The sequence below is a fragment of the Azospirillum endophyticum genome (assembly GCF_016595245.1).
Taxonomy (GTDB): Bacteria; Pseudomonadota; Alphaproteobacteria; order Azospirillales; family Azospirillaceae; genus Azospirillum; species Azospirillum endophyticum.
Genome location: NZ_JAENHM010000025.1, coordinates 125,965 through 145,424, shown reverse-complemented (window position 1 = coordinate 145,424; position 19,460 = coordinate 125,965). Strand labels below are relative to the sequence as shown.

Below are 19,460 nucleotides of genomic sequence, written 5' to 3'. Positions count from 1 at the left end.
CCTCCCATGCCCGATCTTGGAGTGCCCTGGCAATGACCGACCGCCCCCACCGTCCCGAAACCATCGCCGCCGGCGCCCTGGGCTTCGAGGATGCGGCCAGCGGCGCGGTCATCCCGCCGATCCACCCGTCCACCACCTATGTGCGGGATCCCGACAACGGCTATGGCCGCGGCCGGGTCTATGCCCGTGCCGACAACCCGACCTTCGACACGCCGTCGCGGACCATCACCGAGCTGGAAAAGGGGGTGGACACGCTGCTGTTCGCCTCCGGAATGGCGGCGGCGACCGCGGTGTTCCAGGCGCTGGATCCGGGCGACCATGTGCTGGTGCCCGACGTGATGTACTGGGCCTTCCGCAACTGGGTGCATGGGCCGGCGACCCGCTGGGGCCTGCGGGTCGAAGGGGTCGACACCAGCGACACCGACGCGGTGCGGGCGGCGCTCCGCCCCGGCGAGACACGGCTCGTCTGGGTGGAGACGCCGGCCAATCCGCTGTGGACCGTCACCGACATCGCCGCGGTGGCCGAACTGGCGCATGAGGCGGGGGCGTGGCTGGCCGTGGACAGCACGGTGGCGACACCGGTGCTGACCCGCCCGCTGGAGCTGGGAGCCGACATCGTCATGCACTCGGCGACCAAATATCTGAACGGCCATTCCGACGTGGTCGCCGGCACCCTGACCGCCGCCCGCAAGGACGAGTTCTGGGGCCGCATCAAGACGGTGCAGACCCAGCAGGGCGGGATTCTCGGCAGTTTCGAGGCATGGCTGCTGCAACGCGGCCTGCGCACCCTGTTCGCCCGGGTCCGTTGGCAGAGCGCGGCCGCCATGACCCTGGCGGAGCGGCTTTCGGCCCATCCGCGGGTGTCGGAGGTGCTCTATCCCGGCTTGCCCGGCTTCCCCGGCCACGGCATCGCGTCGCGGCAGATGAGCGGCGGCTTCGGCGGCATGATGTCCATCCGCGTGAAGGGCGGTACCCAGGCCGCCATCGACACCGCGGCCCGCGTCGGCATCTGGCGCCGCGCCACCTCGCTCGGCGGCGTGGAAAGCCTGATCGAACACCGCGCCAGCATCGAAGGGCCGGCGTCTCCCGTTCCGGGCGACCTGCTGCGCCTTTCGGTCGGCCTGGAGTCGCCCGACGACCTCTACGAGGATCTCGATCAGGCGCTCGGCCAGGCGCTCGGCCAAGCACTCGGTCGGGACTGACGGCACGGTTTTAGCGGGTCCAGCACCGGGACATATCGACGCAGCACCGGCAAGGCGCATTCTTCCGAGTACCCCCAACGCGGATAGGGCTTGACAGTGAGAATGATTCGCGACGTTATTCGCTGAGAATCAGTCGCACTTGCTGCCAATACCGACCACCGACGTTCGAGGAGACCTCCATGTCGAAGCGCGCTGCCGGCTTTGCCGCCGTAGCCGTCGTTGCCCTGCTGCCGTTCGCCGCCCAGGCGGCGGCTCCGGCCTACAAGGACGTGGCGAAGAACTACGCCGACATCGCCCACGCCGCCTATGAGGACGCCACCAACGGCGCCAAGGCGCTGAAGAAGGCGGTGGACGCCCTGGTCGCCAACCCGACCGAGGAAAACCTGGCGAAGGCGCGCACGGTCTGGAAGGCCGCCCGCGTTCCCTACATGCAGACGGAGGCCTTCCGCTTCGGCAACCCGATCGTCGACGAGTGGGAAGGCAAGGTGAACGCCTGGCCGCTGGACGAAGGCTTGATCGACTATGTCGACGAAGGCTATGCCGGCGGCGAGAGCAACCCCTACGCCAAGGCGAACGTCATCGCCAACCCGAAGATCACGGCCGGCGGCAAGACCATCGACGCGACCAAGATCACCAAGGCGCTGCTGGCCGACAAGCTGCACGAGGCCGGCAAGGTGGAGGCGAACGTCGCCACCGGCTACCACGCCGTCGAGTTCCTGCTGTGGGGCCAGGATCTGCACGGCACCGGTCCGGGTGCCGGCGAGCGCAAGGCGACCGACTACGCCAAGGGCAAGGACTGCACCAACGCCCATTGCGACCGCCGCGCCCAGTACCTGAAGGTCGCCACCCAGATGCTGGTGGACGATCTGGCCGAGATGACCGCGGATTGGGCGGCGAAGGGCAAGGCCCGCGTCTCCATCGCCAAGGCGCCGGAAGGCGAGGGCGTGGCCCGCATGCTGACCGGCCTGGGCTCGCTGAGCTACGGCGAACTGGCGGGCGAGCGGATGAAGCTCGGCCTGATGCTGCACGATCCGGAAGAGGAGCATGACTGCTTCTCCGACAACACCCACAACTCGCATTATTACGACGAAGTCGGCATGGTGAACGTCTATAACGGCAGCTACAAGCGCACCGACGGCAAGACCGTGTCGGGGGCTTCGCTGTCGCAGTTGGTCGCCGCCAAGTCGGCCGACGCCGACGCCGCGGTGAAGACCGCGATGGCCAACACCATGAAGGCGATGCAGGCGATCAAGGACACCGCCGACAGCGGCAAGATGGCCTACGACCAGATGATCGCCGCCGACAACGACGAGGGCAACAAGCTGGTCTCCAACGGCATCGACGGTCTCGTCGCGCAGAAGAAGGCGCTGGAAGGCGCCGTCGCCGCGCTCGGCGTCTCGGTCGAGGTCAAGGGCTCCGACAGCCTCGACGACCCGTCGAAGGTCGGCAAGTAACCCTGCCTACCCGGCTCCGGTCCCGCGCCGTCCCGCGCCGGACCGTTCTCCCGAGCTTCCCTTCCGGACCGATCAGGCCGGGGATGGAAGCGGGGCCGGAGCCGGTTCTTTTCCCGCCTGTACAGTACCGGACCGCCGTCATGCCGCACCGTTTCGCCGTTCCCCTGTCCCGTCGCGCCCTCCTGCGTGCCGGGGGCGCCGCCGTCGCGGCGACGGCGCTCGGCGGGACGGGGCTTGCGGCCCCCGATGCCGGGGCATTGAAGACCGGCCTCGCCGGGCCGGCGCCCGTCGCCGCCGCCGGCGAACTGGTCGAGGTCGAGCTGATCGCGAAGCAGCGGATGCAGCGCATCCTGCCGGAACCGGCCGATCCGTCGCCGCTGATCACCTATGCCGACCGCTTCCCCGGCCCGATCATCCGGATGCGCAAGGGGCAGCGGCTGCGCGCCACCCTGGTGAACGGGCTGGACGAGCACACCTCGATCCACTGGCACGGCATCCGCCTGCCGAACCTGGAAGACGGCGTTCCCTACCTGACCCAGCCGCCGACCAAGCCGGGCGAGCGCCATGTCTACGAGTTCACCCCGCCCGACGCCGGGTCCTTCTTCTTCCATCCCCATTGCAACACGGTCGAACTGCTGGGCCGCGGCCTGGCCGGCATCCTGATCGTGGAGGAACCGGACGCGCCGAAATTCGACGCCGACGTCGTCTGCCTGGTCAAGGACTGGCAGCTGGACAAGACCGGCAAGTTCGGCGCCTTCATCACCGACCGCGGCGCCGCGCGCGCCGGCACCTTCGGCAGCCTGTCCACCGTCAACGGCGCCATCGATCCGGTGATCGAGGTCCCCGCCAACGGCGATATCCGCGCCCGCCTCTACAACATCGACAGCACCCGCGTGGTCGATCTGCGGGTGGAGGGAGCGGAGGCCTGGATCATCGCGGTCGACGGCAACCCGTTGCCGCCCCGCCCGCTCGACGGATGGCCGATGGGGCCGGCGATGCGCATCGACGTGCTGTTCCGCGCGCCGGCCAAGGCCGGCCAGACCCTGCGGCTGACCAACGTCTATTCGGCGGAGCCCAAACCGCTCGCCACCTTCCGCGCCGTCGGCCCGGGCCTGCCCAACAAGCGCTTCAAGCCGCGCGCCCTGCCCGCCTCCGCCATTCCCGAGCCGGACCTGAAGGACGCGCCGATCATCCCGATGGCCTTCTCGGCCACCGCGGTGGCGCAGAGCTTCGACGCGGCGGCGCTGCCCGGCCTGCCCTATGCCGACGCCCTGTGCCTGTCGGCGAAGACCTTCTGGGCGATCAACCAGCAGAGCTGGCCGGAGGGCGGGCACGAACGCCTGCCGCCGCCGCTGGTCACGCTGGAGAAGGGCCGCAGCTACATCTTCGAACTGGCCAACCTGACGCCGCACCTGCACCCGATCCACATCCACGGCTACACCTTCAAGGTGCTGTCCTCCGACAGCCGCAAGGTGGTGCCCCACCATGCCGACACGGTGCTGCTGGAGCCGAAGGAGCGGCTGCGCGTCGCCATCAAGGCCGACAATCCCGGCGACTGGATGTTCCACTGCCACATCATCGAACACCAGGACACCGGCATGATGGGATACATCCGCGTTGCTTAAATCCGCGCCTTTCCAGTTTGCCTTCCGTCCGGGTCCACAACCAAATTCCCCTCTCCCCCCCGGGGAGAGGGTCAGGGTGAGGGGGCAGCATGGGCGCGAGCCCATGCCAGGGGATTGCCAAGGGGCAGTATGCCCCTTGGCGGCGCGCGACAGCGCGCCGGCCCCCTCACCCTCCCCACGCCTGCGGCGCGGGTCCCCCCCCTCTCCCCGGGGGGGAGAGGGTCGATCGCTCCGCGCCGCCCTGGCCGCCGTGCTGCTCCTCGTCGCTCCTGTCACCGCCCAGGCCGCCGACAGCCTCGACAACCGCATCGGCGAGGCGCTGTTCCGCCGCATGTGGGTGGCCGCCCCCACCGCGACGCAAGCGGCGGACGGTCTCGGTCCGCTCTACAACGCACGCTCCTGCGCCACTTGCCATCCGCGCGGCGCCGGCGGGCGGCCGCCCGATCCGGCGGTGGAGGGCGACCAGGGCGTCGGCTATGCGATCAAGCTGAACGGCGACCCGGTCTATGGTCGGCAGATCCAGTCCAACGCCATCCTCGGCCAGGTGATCGAAGGCCGCCCCCGCGTCGGCTACCGCGAAGAGACGGTCCGCTTCCCCGACGGCGAGACCGTCCGCCTGCGCCATCCGACGCCGGTGGTCGAGGATCTGGGCTACGGCCCGCTGGCCGAGGCGACGGTGATGTCGGCCCGCGTGCCGCCGCGCGTCCATGGCATGGGGCTGCTCGACCGCATCCCGGCCGATGCGATCGAGGCCGAGGCCGCCAAGCAGGCGGCAGCCGGCGGACCGGTCGCCGGACGGGTCAACCATGTGACGGTCGACGGCAAGCGTCAGGTCGGCCGCTTCGGCTGGAAGGCGATGCACCCCACCCTGGATCACCAGGATTCGGAAGCCTTCAGCCTCGACATCGGCATGTCGACCCCGGCCTTTCCCGAGCCCTGGGGCGACTGCACCCCGGCGCAGACCGCCTGCCGCAACGCGCCGCACGGCGATTCCAAGCAGTTCGAAGGGCTGGAGATCCCCAGCACCGTCATCGGCCTGATCGACGGCTACCTGCGCGACCTGCCGCCCGACGGCAGCCTGGAAGCGCCGAAGGACAAGGCCGGCGCGGCGCTGTTCGCCGATACCGGCTGCGCCGCCTGCCACCGCCCGTCCTGGCGCACGGCGGAGGATGCCGAACATCCGACCCTCTCCAACCGCGACATTTTCCCGCACAGCGACCTGCTTCTCCACAACCTCGGTCCGGCGCTGGGCGACCGGCTACCGATGGGCGAGGCGAACGGGTCGGACTGGCGCACCACGCCGCTGTGGGGCCTGAACCGGCTGGCCGCCAAGGACGGCCAACTGTCGCTCCTGCATGACGGGCGCGCCCGCAGCGTCACCGAGGCGATCCTCTGGCATGGCGGCGAGGCGGAGGCGGCCAAGGACCGCTTCATGGCGATGCCCGGCGAGGAGCGGAAACGGCTGGTGCGTTACGTGCTGGGTTTGTAAAGGAAGGGCGGGGGTTCCGATCCACGCCGAAGGCAGAAGGGATTTGATCGTATGCGACGCCGCATAGTGCTCGGACTGATGTCGGCCGCTGCCGCGGTGGCGGCCTTGCTGCCGCGGTCGCCGGCCTTCGCCGCCCGCCAGCCGGACAAGGACGCCGCCTTTCTCGGCGGCATGGTCCGCACCCATGCCTTGCCGCGTTTCGAAGCGCTGGTGGTCGCCGCCGACGCCTATGCCGACACGCTCGACCGCTTCGCCGCCGCGCCGACCGCCGCCGGACTGGAAGAGGCGCGCGCCGCCCACGGCAAGGTCACCGATGCCTGGGCCGCCGCGCAGCATCTGCGGCCGGGGCCGTTGACGATGAATCTGCGCGCCGATCGCATGTCGTTCTGGCCGGAGCGTCCCGGCGTGGTCCAGCGCCAGATCGGCCAGATCCTACGCGATCACGACCCGAAGCTGCTGCAGCCCGGCGCGCTCGCCCGCCAGAGCGCGGCGGTGCAGGGCCTGACCGTGCTGGAACGGCTGCTGTTCGACGAGGGCGTCACGGCCGACGGCTTCGCCGGGACCGATGCCAAGCGCTACCGCGCCCAGCTGGCCGTCGCCGCGGCCCGCAACATCGCCGTCATCGCCACCGAATCGCGCGACGGCTGGAAGGAACTGGAGGCGCCGCTCGCCGCCGGACAGCCGACCCCCCTCGGCCCGACCGCGTCGGAAGCGGCCAACACGCTCTATTCCTCCGCCATCACCGCCATGCAGGTGGTGATCGACCAGAAGATGATGGCTCCGCTCGGCGGCAGCATCGAGGACGCCAAGCCGATGGTGGTGGAGGCCTTGCGCAGCGGCCGGTCGCTCCGCAACATCGTGCTGAACCTGGAGGGGCTGCGCGCCCTGCTGATGGGCGAGCATGGCGGGCCGGGCTTCGTTTCGCTGCTGCCCGCGAACGACGACGGCGCCACCGCCAAGCAGGCGATCGACGAGAGCTTCGCCGCCGCCATCGGCGCGGTGGAGGCGATCCCCGGCCCGCTGGACAAGGCGGTGGCCGACCCGGCGTCCCGCAAGAAGACCGAAAGCGCGCTGCGGCTGGTCAAGGCGGCACGGGTCGAGATGCTGGGCACGCTGGCCCCGTTGCTGGACATCACGCTGGGATTCAACGAACTGGACGGAGACTGACGATGGCGGTCGACCGCAGGAACATCCTGGGCCTGCTGGCCGGGCGGGTCTTCGGCGGGCGCTTGGCCGCCGGCGGGCTACTGGCCGTGCTGACCGGCAAGGCCCATGCGGCGGACGCCGGCACGCTCTACCTCAACGCCTATGCCACCGCCGGGGCGGAGCCGAGCTTCGGCGTCGCGGCGCTGGACCCCGCCGGCAAGCTGCTGTTCACCACCGCCACCCCCGGCCGCGCCCATGGCATCATGCCGCGCCCCGGCGTGGCGGAGGCCGCCGTCTTCGCCCGCCGGCCCGGCCGCTGGTTCCAGACCCTGTCGCTGGCCGACGGCACCCCCGGCCCGGTGGTGCGGGCGCCGGACGACCGCCGCTTCACCGGCCATGGCGATTATTCGGCCGACGGCCGACTCCTCTATGTCGCCGAGGACGACGTCCCGCGCGAAGAGGGCGCCATCGGCGTCTACGACGCCACCGACGGTTACCGCCGCATCGGCGTCATCCCGACCCACGGGCTGGGGCCGCATGAACTGATCCTGATGCGCGACGGCACGACGCTGGCGGTCGCCAACGGCGGGGTCATCACCCACCCCGACACCGGCCGGGCCAAGCTGAACCTCGACAGCATGGACAGTTCGCTGACCTATGTCGAGGCGGCGACCGGCAAGCTGCTCGACAAGGTCCGCCTGCCGGAGGAGCATGCGAATCTCGGCATCCGCCATATCGCCCTGCTCGATGACGGCGGGGTCGCCTTCGGGGTTCAGGACGAACGGCCGATCGGCATGCTGCAGCCCTTGACCGGAGCCCACCGTCCCGGCAGCGGTGCCGTCCGCCTGTTCGACACGCCGGAGGACATGCTGTCGCGCATGCAGGGCTATATCGGCAGCGTCGCCTCGGACGGCGGCACGGTGGCCGCCAGTTCGCCGATGGGTGGAGTCATCGGGCTGTGGGACGCGGCGAGCGGCGCGTGGCTCGGCTCCACCGCGCTGGCCGACGGCTGCGGTCTGGCGCCGAACGGCGAGGGCTATCTGGCGACCAGCGGTCTCGGCGTGATCGAACCGGTGTCGGCCAGCGCCGAGGCGGGACCGGAACGCAAGGCGCCGGCCTTCCGGTGGGACAACCACCTGACGCGACGGGTCGCCTGACGCCAAGTATCAATGGGGGATGCGTTCTGCCCCCTCCCCGACCCTCCCCCGCTTTGCGGGAGAGGGAGTTAAGTGCAAGGGCAGCGGAGTTCCCTCTCCCGCGATCGGACCGGCCTTTGGCCGGCCGAGGGCGGGGGAGGGTTAAGGGGGGGCAATGACACCCCGCCCAATCGGCCCCTACCCCGCCAGGGCCGCCGCATGATGGCGCAGATGGTCCTCGATGAAGGTGCTGATGAAGAAATAGCTGTGGTCGTAGCCCGGCTGCATGCGCAGCGTCACCGGATGCCCGACCTCCTGCGCCGCGGCGGCCAGCGCCTCGGGCTTCAGCTGCGGCTCCAGGAAGCCGTCGCGATCGCCCTGGTCGATCAGGATCGGCAGCCGCTCGGGAGCGTTACGGATCAGCGCGCAGGCGTCCCACTCCAGCCAGCGGTCGCGGTCCGGCCCCAGATAGCGGCCGAAGGCCTTCTCGCCCCAGGGGACCGCCGCCGGGTTGACGATGGGGGCGAAGGCGGACACCGCCTTGTAGAAGCCCGGATGCTTCAGCGCGCAGACCAGCGCGCCATGTCCGCCCATCGAATGGCCGGCGACGGAGCGACGGTCGCTGACGGGGAAATTCGCCTCGACCAGCGCCGGCAATTCCCGCGTCACATAATCGTGCATGCGGTAGTTGCGCGCCCAGGGCTGCTCGGTCGCATCGACATAGAAGCCGGCACCCAGCCCGAAATCCCAGGCGCCGTCGGGATCGCCGGGCACGCCCTCCCCGCGCGGGCTGGTGTCGGGCGCGACGACGGCGATGCCGAGTTCGGCCGCAACGCGGAAGGCGCCGGCCTTCTGGGTGAAGTTCTCGTCGGTGCAGGTCAGGCCCGACAGCCAGTAGAAGACCGGCACCTTGGCGCCGGCCTCCACCTGCGGCGGCAGGAAGATCGCGAAGGTCATCGCGCAGTCCACCGCCGCGGACTGGTGCTGCACCCGCTTCAGCCGTCCGCCGAAGACGCGTGTTTCCGACAGGGTGGTGAGGGGGTCGGTCATGGAAAAGCCTTTGCAGGATCGCTGGCGCAAGATCGGTGGCCGGAGGTCTCCCTCCCCCGGAGCGGGAGAGGGAGACCCCGTCGCCTCACTGGTTGTACAGGATGACCGAACGGATGCTCTTGCCCTCATGCATCAGGTCGAAGGCATGGTTGATGTCCTCCAGCCCCATGGTGTGGGTAATGAAGGTGTCCAGTTCGAACTCGCCGCGCAGGTAGCGCTCCACATACTCCGGCAGCTCCGACCGGCCCTTGACGCCGCCGAAGGCCGACCCGCGCCAGACACGGCCGGTGACCAGCTGGAACGGGCGGGTGGAGATCTCCTCGCCGGCGCCGGCGACGCCGATGATGACCGACTCGCCCCAGCCCTTGTGGCAGCATTCCAGGGCGGCACGCATGATCTTCACGTTGCCGATGCACTCGAAGCTGTAATCGACGCCGCCGTCGGTCATCTCGACCAGGACTTCCTGGATCGGACGGTCGTAGTCCATCGGGTTGACGACGTCGGTGGCGCCGAGCTGCTTGGCGATCTCGAACTTCGACGGGTTGATGTCGACGCCGATGATCCGGCCGGCCTTCGCCATGGTGGCGCCGATGATGGCCGACAGGCCGATGCCGCCCAGGCCGAAGATGGCGACGGTCGAACCCGGCTCCACCTTCGCGGTGTTCATCACCGCTCCCATGCCGGTGGTGACGCCGCAGCCGAGCAGGCAGACCTTCTCCAGCGGCGCCGCCTTGTTGATCTTGGCGAGCGCGATCTCCGGCAGCACCGTGTATTCGGAGAAGGTCGAGGTGCCCATGTAGTGGGCGATCTCCTTGCCCTTCAGCGAGAAGCGGCTGGTGCCGTCCGGCATCAGGCCCTTGCCCTGGGTGGCGCGGATCGCCTGGCACAGGTTGGTCTTGCCGGACAGGCAGAATTTGCACTTGCCGCATTCCGGGGTGTAGAGCGGGATGACGTGGTCGCCGACCGCCACGGAGGTGACGCCGGGACCGACCTCCACCACCACGCCGCCGCCTTCATGTCCGAGGATGCAGGGGAAGACGCCTTCCGAATCCTTGCCGGACAAGGTGTAGGCGTCGGTGTGGCAGACACCGGTGGCGACGATACGAACCATCACCTCGCCGGCCTTGGGCGCCGCGACCTCGACCTCCTCGATCTCCAGCGGACGATTGGCTTCCCAGGCGACGGCGGCGCGCGACAGAACCATGTGGTTTCCTTCCCAAGAATTGGCCCAAGAACTGGTTGGCCCAAGAGCCGATTGGCCAAATCGGATTGGCATTTGATTCCCGCAGTGTAGACCGTGACCGGTCATTGCCAGAACGGCGATTTCGGGAATAGATTTTTGCCATACGGGGATAATGGCCGGATGGCCCTGGGAGAAAGACCGTGAGCGGCTGGGACGGCATCGACGAGTTCGTGGCGGTGGCGGAGACCGGCAGCTTCTCCCGCGCGGCGGAGCGGCTGCGCGTCTCCTCCTCCCATGTCAGCCGCAGCGTGGCGCGGCTGGAGGATCGGCTGCAGGCGCGCCTGTTCTACCGGACCACCCGCAAGGTCAGCCTGACCGAAAGCGGCCGCGCCTTCTTCGACCGCTGCCAACGGCTGGCGGAACAGCGTGACGACGCCTTTCTGGCGGTCGGCGCGCTGCAGGGCGGCAGGGACAGCGAGGTGAAGGGGCTGCTGCGCATGACCTGCGCCAACGCCTATGGCGAGCAGTTCGTCATGCCGCTGATCAACGACCTGATGGAACGCCACCCGCAGCTGAGCATCGAGGTGGAACTGACCAACCGTCAGCTCGATCTGGTGCAGGAGGGATACGATCTGGCGATCCGGCTCGGCCGCCTCAGCGAATCGAGCCTCGTGGCGACGCGTCTCGCCCCGCGCGTGATGCATCTGTGCGCAGCCCCGGCCTATCTCGACCGCCACGGCACGCCGGACGGTCTACCGGGCCTCGGCAGCCATCAATGCCTGATCGGCACTTCCGACCATTGGCTGTTCGACGACAACGGCCAGGACTGGCTGTTCCGCCCGCGCGGCCGCTGGCGCTGCAACGGCGGCTTCTCGGTGCTGGACGCGGCCCTGCGCGGCTTCGGGCTGTGCCAGTTGCCGGATTACTACGTGCGCGGGCCGGTCGCCGAAGGGCGCCTGGTTTCCCTGCTGGAGCGCCATCGCCCTCCCAACACCGCGGTGTGGGCGGTCTATCCGCAGAAGCGCCATGTGCCGGCCAAGGTGCATGCGGCGATCCGGCACCTGAAGGAAGGGCTGGCGCGGCGGGCGGAATACCGGTGAGCGGGACCGGTGCCCCGTCGTCGGCATGCCTCCCGAAGCGATGAATCGGTCAGGAGAGCGGCGCGGCACTCCCGGATGGCTGGGCCACGGGCGCCGCAGCCGACAGATCGAGCACATGGTCGGCAAGTGCCAGGGTGGACGGACGGTGGCTCGCCACCAGTACGGCGACGCCGCGGGCGCGCATATCGGCGAAGAGCGCTGCCTGCATATCCTCGTCCAGTGCGGTGGTCGCCTCGTCCAGCACGAGGATGTCGGGATTGCGGGCGAGCGCGCGGGCGATCAGCAGCCGCTGCATCAATCCGGCCGGGAAGGCACCCTCGGCCACCAAGGTCTGGATGCCCATCGGCAGCGCCGCGATGTCGGCGTCGAGCCGTGCCAGCCGCGCCGCTTCCCACGCGCGCTCCGCCGGCAGCGGCGCCATGCCCAGGATGACGGACCGGATGGTCGCCACCCCGATCTCCTCGTCCTGCAGCACGGTGCCGATGCGGGCCCGGACGGCGGCGGCATCCAGGGTGGAAAGATCGCGGCCATTGATCCGCAACATTCCCGAATCGGGCCGCAGAAGGCCGAGCGCCAGGGCGATCAGCGTCGATTTTCCGCTGCCGGACGGGCCGGTCACCGCCACCACCCGCCCTCGGGCGAGGCTGAGCGACACGCGGTGCAGACAAGGTGCCGACATGCCCGGATGGGTGAAGGTGACGTCGCAGAGGTCCAGCCGCTCCACCGGTCCGGCATCCGCTGCGTCGACCGGGCTGTCGGCTGCCGCTTCCAGAAGCGGGCGCAAGGGAGCGACCAACTCGTCGTCGGGAAGCCGGCCGAAGGCGTCCGCCAGCCGGAGCATCGCCTGGAGCGCCGGCAGCGCCGCCAAGGCGGCAGCCGCCGCGACGGGCATTCCGCTCCCCTCCCGCATCGCCAGTCCGCCGACCAGAAGCGGCACCACCTGGATCAGGGCGTAGGCGACGGCATCGGCGTCGGCCTTGCGCGTCGCCGCAAGGCCGGCATGGGCGGACAAGGCGCGCAAGGTCGACACCGCCCGATCCACCACCCAGGCCCCGGCTCCCAGCAGGCGAAGCTGCGGCAGGCTGACGGCGGCCAATTCCAGCCGGTGCCAGGAGGACGCCGCAGCCACCCGTTCCGTTCGCTGCGAACGGTCGGATCGGCGCAGAAGCCACGCACGCATCGCCCCGCCCGCGGCGGCCACGCATCCGCCCGCCAGCGCCGGCCATGGGGCGGCCCAGGCCATCGCAGCCACCGCCGGTGCCAGCCGGATCAACGCCTCGGTCATCGCCTGACGACGGGCGACCGCCCACTGCATGGCGGTGACCCCATCATGCAGCCGTTCCTCCTGGACGCTACCCGGGACAGTGCGCTGCAATCCCGGCGGAACTGCGAAAAGGCGCTCCCAAATCACGGCATGCAGCGCAAGGTCCGACACCGCGCCCGAACGGGCCGAGGCGATCCGCCGGACCCGCTCGCACAATCCGGCGGCCACAGCCGCAAGCAGGAGAACCGCGGCAAGGGAACCGAGCGCCGCCGCACCGCCCGCCATCGCCGTCCCGCCCAAGAGAAGCATCGCCGCAGCCGGCAGCACGGCCGCGACGCCGGCGCACAGCGCCGCCATCAGGGCCAGAATCCGGTCCCCGCGGCCGTCGGCCAACGCAAACCCCTGCCACCGCGCAGGCGTCAACGGCGCAGGCCCACCGGTTCGGACCGGCGCACAGGCATCGGCGGAGAGGGTTGCGGCAAGAACGGCGTCCACCGGACGGGATAAGCCGGCGGCATCCTCCGCGCGATAGCCGCAACGGCCGTCGGGACGCAGCAGGACCGGTTCGCCGTCGGCACTCCTGAACCCCACGAGCGGCCCATGGTCACGCTCCCACCATGGCACCGTCCCCCGGCGGCCGGGCCGCAGCCTGACCCGGCGCAGGCGCAGTCCGAAAGCCGGCGCCGCCACGCGCAGTTCCGCTTCCCCGCCGCCGCTGCGGATCAGGCGGCGCAGCCCATGCTCCATGCCGCGCTGGATCACCGTACCGTCTCCGATCCGGCATTCGACGGATCGAGCCGCAACCGATGGTCGCAGCCCTCCAGCGTCGCCGGGCGCCGGCTGGTCACCAGGACGACACGGTCCGACCGCGGCAGCCGGTCGAGAATTCGACAGGCCAACGCCGGTTCCAACGCATCGAGAGCCTCATCGATCACGAGCAGGATCGGATCGCGCAGCAGCGCCCGGGCCAGGGCCAGCCGGCGCCGTTGCCCCCCGCTGAGTTCCGGGCCGCCATCGCTCAGCGCCAGGGCAAGGCCGCCGCGCGGCTCCAGGTCGCTCCACAGCCCGACCTGCTCCAATGCCGCCACCAGCGATCCGTCCCTCAAGCCTCGGTCGCCGACTTGCAGGTTTTCCGCGACGGTCCCGACGGTGACCGGGCTGGAACGGTCGACCAGAACAACCGCGCCGGGACAATGGCGCGCAACCGTCGCCACCGGCACGCCGTCCAGCAGGATGCTGCCGGACGACGCGTCCAGCAGACCGCAGGCGAGCTTGGCCAGTACCGACTTGCCGGAGCCGGAAAGACCGTCCACCCCCAACATTTGCCCCGGTTTCAGCCGCAGATCGATACCGGAAAGGACCGGCGGCGCCAGCGGCGACGGTCGGAACCCGGCCGCCTGGAAGCACAGGCGCGCCGCCGGCCGCCGCATCGAACAGGGAAGCTCGGCTTCGGTCGCGACCACCTCCGCGTCGTCCAGCCGATACAGGGCGGCTTTCAGATCCTTGATCGCGGCTCCGGCGCTCCTCAACCGTGAAATCGGCCGGTGCGCCGCCAACGCCAGTGCCGCAAGCGTCACCACCCCGCCAGCCCCGATCCGGCCCGCGGCAACGGCAGCGATTCCCGCCAGCAGAGCCAATCCGACACCGCTGGCGCCGAGGCCGATGAGGGTCGCTGTCAGACCCGCGTGAACGGCGACGGCCCTTTGTCCGGCGACGGTCTGCGCGGCATGACGTCCGGCGAGTTGCGCCAGCAATTCGCCGTCACGCCCGCCCATCCTTCGGCTGTCGAGGGTCGTGAGGGTTCCGCCATCCGGCACCAGCGGCATCGGCTCTCCCGGCCGCGCAATGACGCCGCCGCGCCGAAGATGCGCCAGGCCAAGCGCCGCCAGCGCCGGCACGATGGTGAGCGTCAGCACCACCCCGGCCTGGGGATCGATCCACAGCGACGCCGTGACGGGCAAGACCAGCAACGGAAGCTCCACCAGAGCCATGACGGCGCCGATGTGCCGCTGAAGCGTCCTGCCCGCCAACGGCACCCCCAGCACCTGCGCCGGGGCCCGCCGGGCGAACCAGGTTGGAGAAAGCCGCCTCAGCCGTTCGAACGCCTCGGTGGAAACATCATCGGCCAGCCGTTCGCCAAGGCAGGCGGCCAGCCTGCCCGAACTCCATTCACCCGCGATTGCGGCGGTCAGGACCACGGCCAACGGGATCGGAGCGGCAAGACCGTCGGCCCAGTTCCCTGCGGCGAGTGCCGCCCCGACCCCCGCCGCGCGGGCGAACATCGCCGACAGCATGACGGCGGCGACGATTCCCCAGCACGGCACGAGCCGCTTGGCCAAAGCCAGACCCACCGTCGGCGGACGCCAGCCATCCGTCGAGGCCCGCTTGGCGGGGTTCGACGGCTCGATGGTGATGACGATGCCGGTGAAGGATTCCTCGACCTCGTCCCAATCCATGACATGCGGCCCGCGGGCCGGATCGTTGACCAGGAGCCCGTCGTGGGTTTCAGCCTCGACCACCAGGAAATGGATGAATCGGCTGTGGGCGATCAGCGGGAAGCCGAGCGTCGACAAGCCGTCCGGCTCCTTGCGAAAGGCGCGGGCGACCATGCCGTGGTCGCGGGCGATGCGGACCAGGGTACGCGCATTGACGCCAAGCCTGGTCGATCCCGCTTCAGCCCGCAACCGCTCCAGCGGCACCGGCCGGCCATGATGCGCCAGCATGATGCCGAGCGCCGCCAGACCGCATTCCGCGGTTTCGCCCTGGCGCAGTTCCGGCGTCGCCGTCTGCCGCCGGCCCTGGCGGACCGGCTTCGATGATATGGCTTTGAACATTCCTGGAAGACGGTCTAAGCAGGTTTTCCGAGCCCGCCCATGTGTGGGCGGAGTTCGGAAAACCTGCCTAGTCCCGGAAGGTGAAGCCACGGGGCTTACCGCCGGGCGGCCCGATTCTCCTCAGCCGAAATGCGCACGGCCCGCATCGCGCTTGTCCAAGGAGGGCGGGGGAATGAAGCCGCCGGCAACCAAGTCCAACTCCTCGTCGCTCAGTTCGGTATGGCTGTCGTCGGCCGGAATGGCAATCAGGTCACCATTCACCTCGGTCAGACGCATCGGCACCGGAAGATCGACATCGTAGTGGCGCTTGATCGCCGCATTCAGGTCGGCCTGAGCCTCTGCTCGGAAGACCTCGTCGGTCTTCAGCCGCTCTGCAAAGGCAGCGATCGCGTCCTGGCCGTACAGTTGTTCCAATTCGGTGCCGTTCATCTCGGACAATGCTCCTGTTGGCAGTGGGATGAAAGAGGGGGAAGGGGTGAAGACAGTCCGGTGGCCGCCGCGGTTGCGAATGCCGTTCGGCGATCATGGGGAGCCGAGGGCAATCTCGCGGGTCATCTCGAAGGTCTCGTCCACCCGCAGCGAAATCGGCGCGAAGCGGCGGCGCACCAGCGCCATCATCCGGGGGAATATCGTGCCGAACATGGCGATGGACGTCGGTCCGAAAGCCGCGACCTGCCGGGCGTAGGCATGCCAATAGGCACCGACCAGCACGCCCGTGTGCCAGAGGTGTCGCGCCAGATAGGCACTGCGGTAATCGATCGCCGGCCGGTCGCGATAGCCGTCGATCGGCACGCGGTCCGTCCGCTCCGCCAGCACCCAGCCGACCAGCACACCCTGCCGCCGCACCGCGATGGAGCAGGCGGGCTCGATCCGCTCCGCCCGCAAGTCGGGGTGCATCAAGGGCAGATGATCGGGTTCGGCAGCCAGCGCGGCGATGGCGGCACGGTCGTCGACGTCCGGCGACCGCCAGGATTCGAAGCTGAATCCTTCGGGATCCCGCAGCCGTCCGGCCACCGACGGCCAGCGGGCGACCGCTTCGACCATCCGCGCTGCCTCCCCCATGGTCCAGACCTGGGTCAGGCGCGGCGGTGTCCAGCCGGCAGCCGACAGGGTCGCGGCCAGGGCTGCACCCTGCGGCAGCTTGTCCGAAAATCCGGCGCGCAGGCTGGTCGCGCCGGCTTTGGCTGCGGTCCTTTCCCATTCCGCGGCCAGCGACCGGCCGATGCCACGGTTGCGCAGGCTGCGCGCGACCTTCAGCGACAGCAGCCTCGCCACACCATCGCCGGCCTGCCCCAGGGCCAGCCCGACCGGCAACCCGCCGATCGTGGCGCCCACGGCGACCCATGGCGGCGAGAGCCGTTCCAGAACCGGAGCCAGACGGGGAAAACCGAGCGGGGCGAAGGCGACCGCACTGCCGGCAAGCGGCGAGATGCGAAGGCCGGCGATCACGGAAACATCGGCAGGCGACAGGAGATCCGCAGCAGCCATCAGCCGGCCGGCCCCCGGTGACGCGCCACATCGCCCTCGTCCGTCCCGACCGGTATCCTCACGTCCGCAACTCCAACAAAACGCCCTCTCGAAGACACCGGCATCCAGTGAAGTCTGCTGGACAACCCAGATGCTCCCTAACCATTATGCGCGCGAAACAACGAGGTGCAAGCAAGAAGGCGTGTCAGGATGGAAACGGATTTGTTTCATCTTCTTAATAGTATTTCTTGCATTGCAGCCTCGGCGCCTACGCAAAATCCTTCGGAACCAGGGCCCAGATGACTCAGCTTGGACGTGAACCGCAGAGCGCCGAGCGGCTTTTCCGGCGTGAAGCGCTGGAACGGCTGTCGACAACCGAGGATTTCGACCAGCCGCCGACCTTGGCCAACCCCTGCGGGCTGCGGCTGCAATTGGCGCTCGCCGCCTTGTGCATCCTGGCCGCGGTCGGCGTCCTGGCCCTGGTCGGCGCCTGATCCCCGTCACCGCTGGTGGTAGAGAGAAGCCCTGGAACGGAGCTCCTGGTCGATCGCGATCATGCGAGGGAAGCCGGCGCCGAATTCCCGAAAAAGAAGCCCCCTCTCCGCGGGTGCGGAGAGGGGGCAAGGTCGGGAGGACGCCCCGAGAGGAAATGCAGAGGGGGAAGTATCAGGCGTGCGCGCCCGCCCCCTGTGCGGCAGGCTTCGGAGCCGTCTCCGCTGCCGCCGTGACCGGCTTCTTCAGGATGCGCAAGGCCACGGCGGTCACCACGGTGCCGACCACCAGCGCCACCACATAGCCCAGCAGATGCGTCACCGCGTTGGGGATCGGCAGGACGAAGACGCCGCCATGGGGTACCTTCAGCTCCGCACCCACCGCCATCGACATCGCACCGGTCAGGGCGCCGCCGATCATCAGCGCCGGAATGACGCGCAGGGGATCGCGGGCGGCGAAGGGAATGGCGCCTTCGGTGATGAAAGCGATGCCCAGGACCGCGGCGGCGTTGCCGGCCTCGCGCTCCTCATGGGTGAAGCGGTCGGCGAACAGCTTGGTGGCGAGCGCCAGACCCAGCGGCGGCACCATGCCGGCGGCCATGGCGGCGGCCATCGGCGTATAGACCTGGGAGGCGATCAGGCCGGTGGAGAAGGCATAGGCGGCCTTGTTGACCGGACCGCCCATGTCGAAGGCCATCATCGCCCCGATCAGCAGGCCGAGCAGGATGGCGCTGCTGCCCTGCATGCCCTTCAGCCAGGCGCTCATCCAGGCCAACGCCTCGGCGACCGGGGTGCCGACGACATAGATCATCAGCAGGCCGGTCAGCAGAGAGCCCAGCAGCGGCAGGATCAGCACCGGCTTCAGCCCTTCCAGGTTGCGGTGCAGCTTGATATGCCGGTTGAGGAAGGCGGTGCCGTATCCGGCGATGAAGCCGGCGACGATGCCGCCCAGGAACCCGGCGCCGATGCTGCCGGCCAGCATGCCGCCCACCATGCCGGGGGCGATGCCGGGACGGTCGGCGATCGAATAGGCGATGTAGCCGGCCAGCGCCGGCACCATCAGGGCGAAAGCCCCCTTGGCACCGATCTGGAACAGGGCATAGCCCAGCGTGCCGGCGTTGGACTCCTCGTAGACGTAGATGCCGCCCAAGGCGAAGGCGAGTGCGATCAGCAGGCCGCCCGTCACCACGAAGGGCAGCATGAAGGACACGCCGGTCATCAGGTGCTTGTAGGGGCCGGTGCGCTGGGCCGAGCGTTCGGCCTTGCCGGCGGCGACGGCGTCGGCCAGCGGGGTGCTGGGAGCGCCATGCGGCTTCGCCTCGGACAGGGCGCGGTTGACCAGGGCCTTGCCGTCGTTGATGGCGGGCTTGGTGCCGCTCATGAACACGCGCTTGCCGGCGAAGCGGGACAGGTCGATCTGGGTATCGGCGGCGATCAGGACGAGGTCGGCCTCGCGGATCTCCTCGTCGGTCAGCGTGTCGCGCGCACCGACGGACCCTTGCGTCTCCACCCGGACCTTGTGGCCCAGCGCGGTGGCCGCCTGCTGGATGCCCTCGGCCGCCATGAAGGTGTGGGCGATGCCCGTCGGGCAGGAGGTGATGGCGACGATCCTGCGCGGGCCGGCGGCAACGGCCGGGGCGGCGGCGGGATTGCCGGACGCGGAGCCGCGCGCCTTCTCCAGCACGGCGCCGGGATTGCCCAGAACCTCGTCCAGCGTGGCGGAGCTGCGCTTCAGCCCGGCGAAGCGGCCGTCGTTCAGGTCGCCGCTGCCGACGAGGATCACGCCGTCCGCCGCCGGCAATGCCGCGGCGTCGAACGGGGATTGGATGCCGAGGCTGGTGCGGATCTCCACCTGGATGCGATGGCCGGCGGAAGCCGCCGCCTTGCGCAGGGCCTCCGCCGCCAGAACGGCCTGGGTGGTGAGATCGCCCGCCGCGATCACGGCCAACAGGTTCGCCATTGTTTCCTCCTGGCGGGTTCGTCCCCGCGCCTGTCACTGTGTTGAATCTCGTCGAACGC

15 protein-coding genes are annotated in these 19,460 nt (G+C 69.7%); 8 read left to right on the top strand and 7 right to left on the bottom strand.

The window, feature by feature from the left end; all coding sequences use genetic code 11:
* The first annotated feature begins 32 nt into the window (after positions 1-32).
* The 6 genes from JHL17_RS07755 (at position 33) to JHL17_RS07730 (ending at position 8,073) form a co-directional block, all read left to right on the top strand.
* On the top strand, positions 33-1,202 hold the full coding sequence (locus tag JHL17_RS07755; RefSeq protein WP_200191728.1) for a trans-sulfuration enzyme family protein: 1,170 nt from the start codon (positions 33-35) through the stop codon (positions 1,200-1,202).
* A 179-nt stretch (positions 1,203-1,381) separates the two neighbouring features.
* Positions 1,382-2,656, top strand: a complete 1,275-nt coding sequence (locus JHL17_RS07750; RefSeq protein ID WP_200191726.1) for an imelysin family protein — start codon at positions 1,382-1,384, stop codon at positions 2,654-2,656.
* A gap of 140 nt (positions 2,657-2,796) precedes the next feature.
* Entirely contained in the window at positions 2,797-4,281 is a 1,485-nt protein-coding gene (locus JHL17_RS07745; protein ID WP_200191724.1) for a multicopper oxidase family protein, read from the top strand.
* Positions 4,282-4,531: 250 nt separating this feature from the next.
* Positions 4,532-5,770: a di-heme oxidoredictase family protein gene (locus tag JHL17_RS07740; protein WP_345773768.1), complete on the top strand. Its 1,239-nt coding sequence runs from the start codon at positions 4,532-4,534 to the stop codon at positions 5,768-5,770.
* 51 nt (positions 5,771-5,821) lie between these two features.
* Positions 5,822-6,937 (top strand): imelysin family protein, encoded by a 1,116-nt coding sequence (locus JHL17_RS07735; RefSeq protein WP_200191723.1) that lies wholly within the window; start codon positions 5,822-5,824, stop codon positions 6,935-6,937.
* A 2-nt stretch (positions 6,938-6,939) separates the two neighbouring features.
* Positions 6,940-8,073, top strand: a complete 1,134-nt coding sequence (locus JHL17_RS07730) for a DUF1513 domain-containing protein (protein ID WP_200191722.1) — start codon at positions 6,940-6,942, stop codon at positions 8,071-8,073.
* A 177-nt stretch (positions 8,074-8,250) separates the two neighbouring features.
* On the opposite strand, the gene fghA is transcribed toward JHL17_RS07730, so the two are convergent.
* Positions 8,251-9,102, bottom strand: coding sequence for an S-formylglutathione hydrolase (gene fghA / locus JHL17_RS07725; RefSeq protein WP_200191721.1), 852 nt, complete (start codon positions 9,100-9,102; stop codon positions 8,251-8,253).
* Between the two features lie 85 nt (positions 9,103-9,187).
* A complete protein-coding gene (locus JHL17_RS07720) occupies positions 9,188-10,306 on the bottom strand; it encodes an S-(hydroxymethyl)glutathione dehydrogenase/class III alcohol dehydrogenase (protein WP_200191720.1) in 1,119 nt (372 codons plus the stop codon).
* 179 nt (positions 10,307-10,485) lie between these two features.
* Here JHL17_RS07720 and JHL17_RS07715 point away from each other — a divergent pair, with 179 nt between their 5' ends.
* Positions 10,486-11,385 carry a LysR substrate-binding domain-containing protein gene (locus JHL17_RS07715; protein ID WP_200191718.1) on the top strand — a complete coding sequence of 300 codons (900 nt, stop codon included), beginning with the start codon at positions 10,486-10,488 and terminating at the stop codon, positions 11,383-11,385.
* A 49-nt stretch (positions 11,386-11,434) separates the two neighbouring features.
* Here JHL17_RS07715 and JHL17_RS37860 read toward each other — a convergent pair whose 3' ends face one another.
* The 4 genes from JHL17_RS37860 to JHL17_RS07695 form a co-directional block, all read right to left on the bottom strand.
* Positions 11,435-13,411, bottom strand: a complete 1,977-nt coding sequence (locus tag JHL17_RS37860) for an ATP-binding cassette domain-containing protein (RefSeq protein ID WP_200191716.1) — start codon at positions 13,409-13,411, stop codon at positions 11,435-11,437.
* Positions 13,408-15,483 (bottom strand): cysteine peptidase family C39 domain-containing protein, encoded by a 2,076-nt coding sequence (locus JHL17_RS37590; RefSeq protein ID WP_200191714.1) that lies wholly within the window; start codon positions 15,481-15,483, stop codon positions 13,408-13,410. Before JHL17_RS37590 ends, JHL17_RS37860 begins: the two co-directional genes overlap by 4 nt.
* A gap of 120 nt (positions 15,484-15,603) precedes the next feature.
* Positions 15,604-15,912 (bottom strand): hypothetical protein, encoded by a 309-nt coding sequence (locus JHL17_RS07700; RefSeq protein ID WP_200191712.1) that lies wholly within the window; start codon positions 15,910-15,912, stop codon positions 15,604-15,606.
* Positions 15,913-16,005: 93 nt separating this feature from the next.
* Complete coding sequence (locus JHL17_RS07695) at positions 16,006-16,971, bottom strand: GNAT family N-acetyltransferase (protein WP_200191711.1); 966 nt, start codon at positions 16,969-16,971, stop codon at positions 16,006-16,008.
* A gap of 278 nt (positions 16,972-17,249) precedes the next feature.
* Between JHL17_RS07695 and JHL17_RS07690 the strand changes: the two genes are divergently transcribed.
* Positions 17,250-17,444, top strand: coding sequence for a hypothetical protein (locus JHL17_RS07690; RefSeq protein WP_200191709.1), 195 nt, complete (start codon positions 17,250-17,252; stop codon positions 17,442-17,444).
* A 172-nt stretch (positions 17,445-17,616) separates the two neighbouring features.
* On the opposite strand, the gene JHL17_RS07685 is transcribed toward JHL17_RS07690, so the two are convergent.
* Complete coding sequence (locus tag JHL17_RS07685; RefSeq protein WP_200191707.1) at positions 17,617-19,401, bottom strand: fructose-specific PTS transporter subunit EIIC; 1,785 nt, start codon at positions 19,399-19,401, stop codon at positions 17,617-17,619.
* Positions 19,402-19,460: the final 59 nt, after the last annotated feature.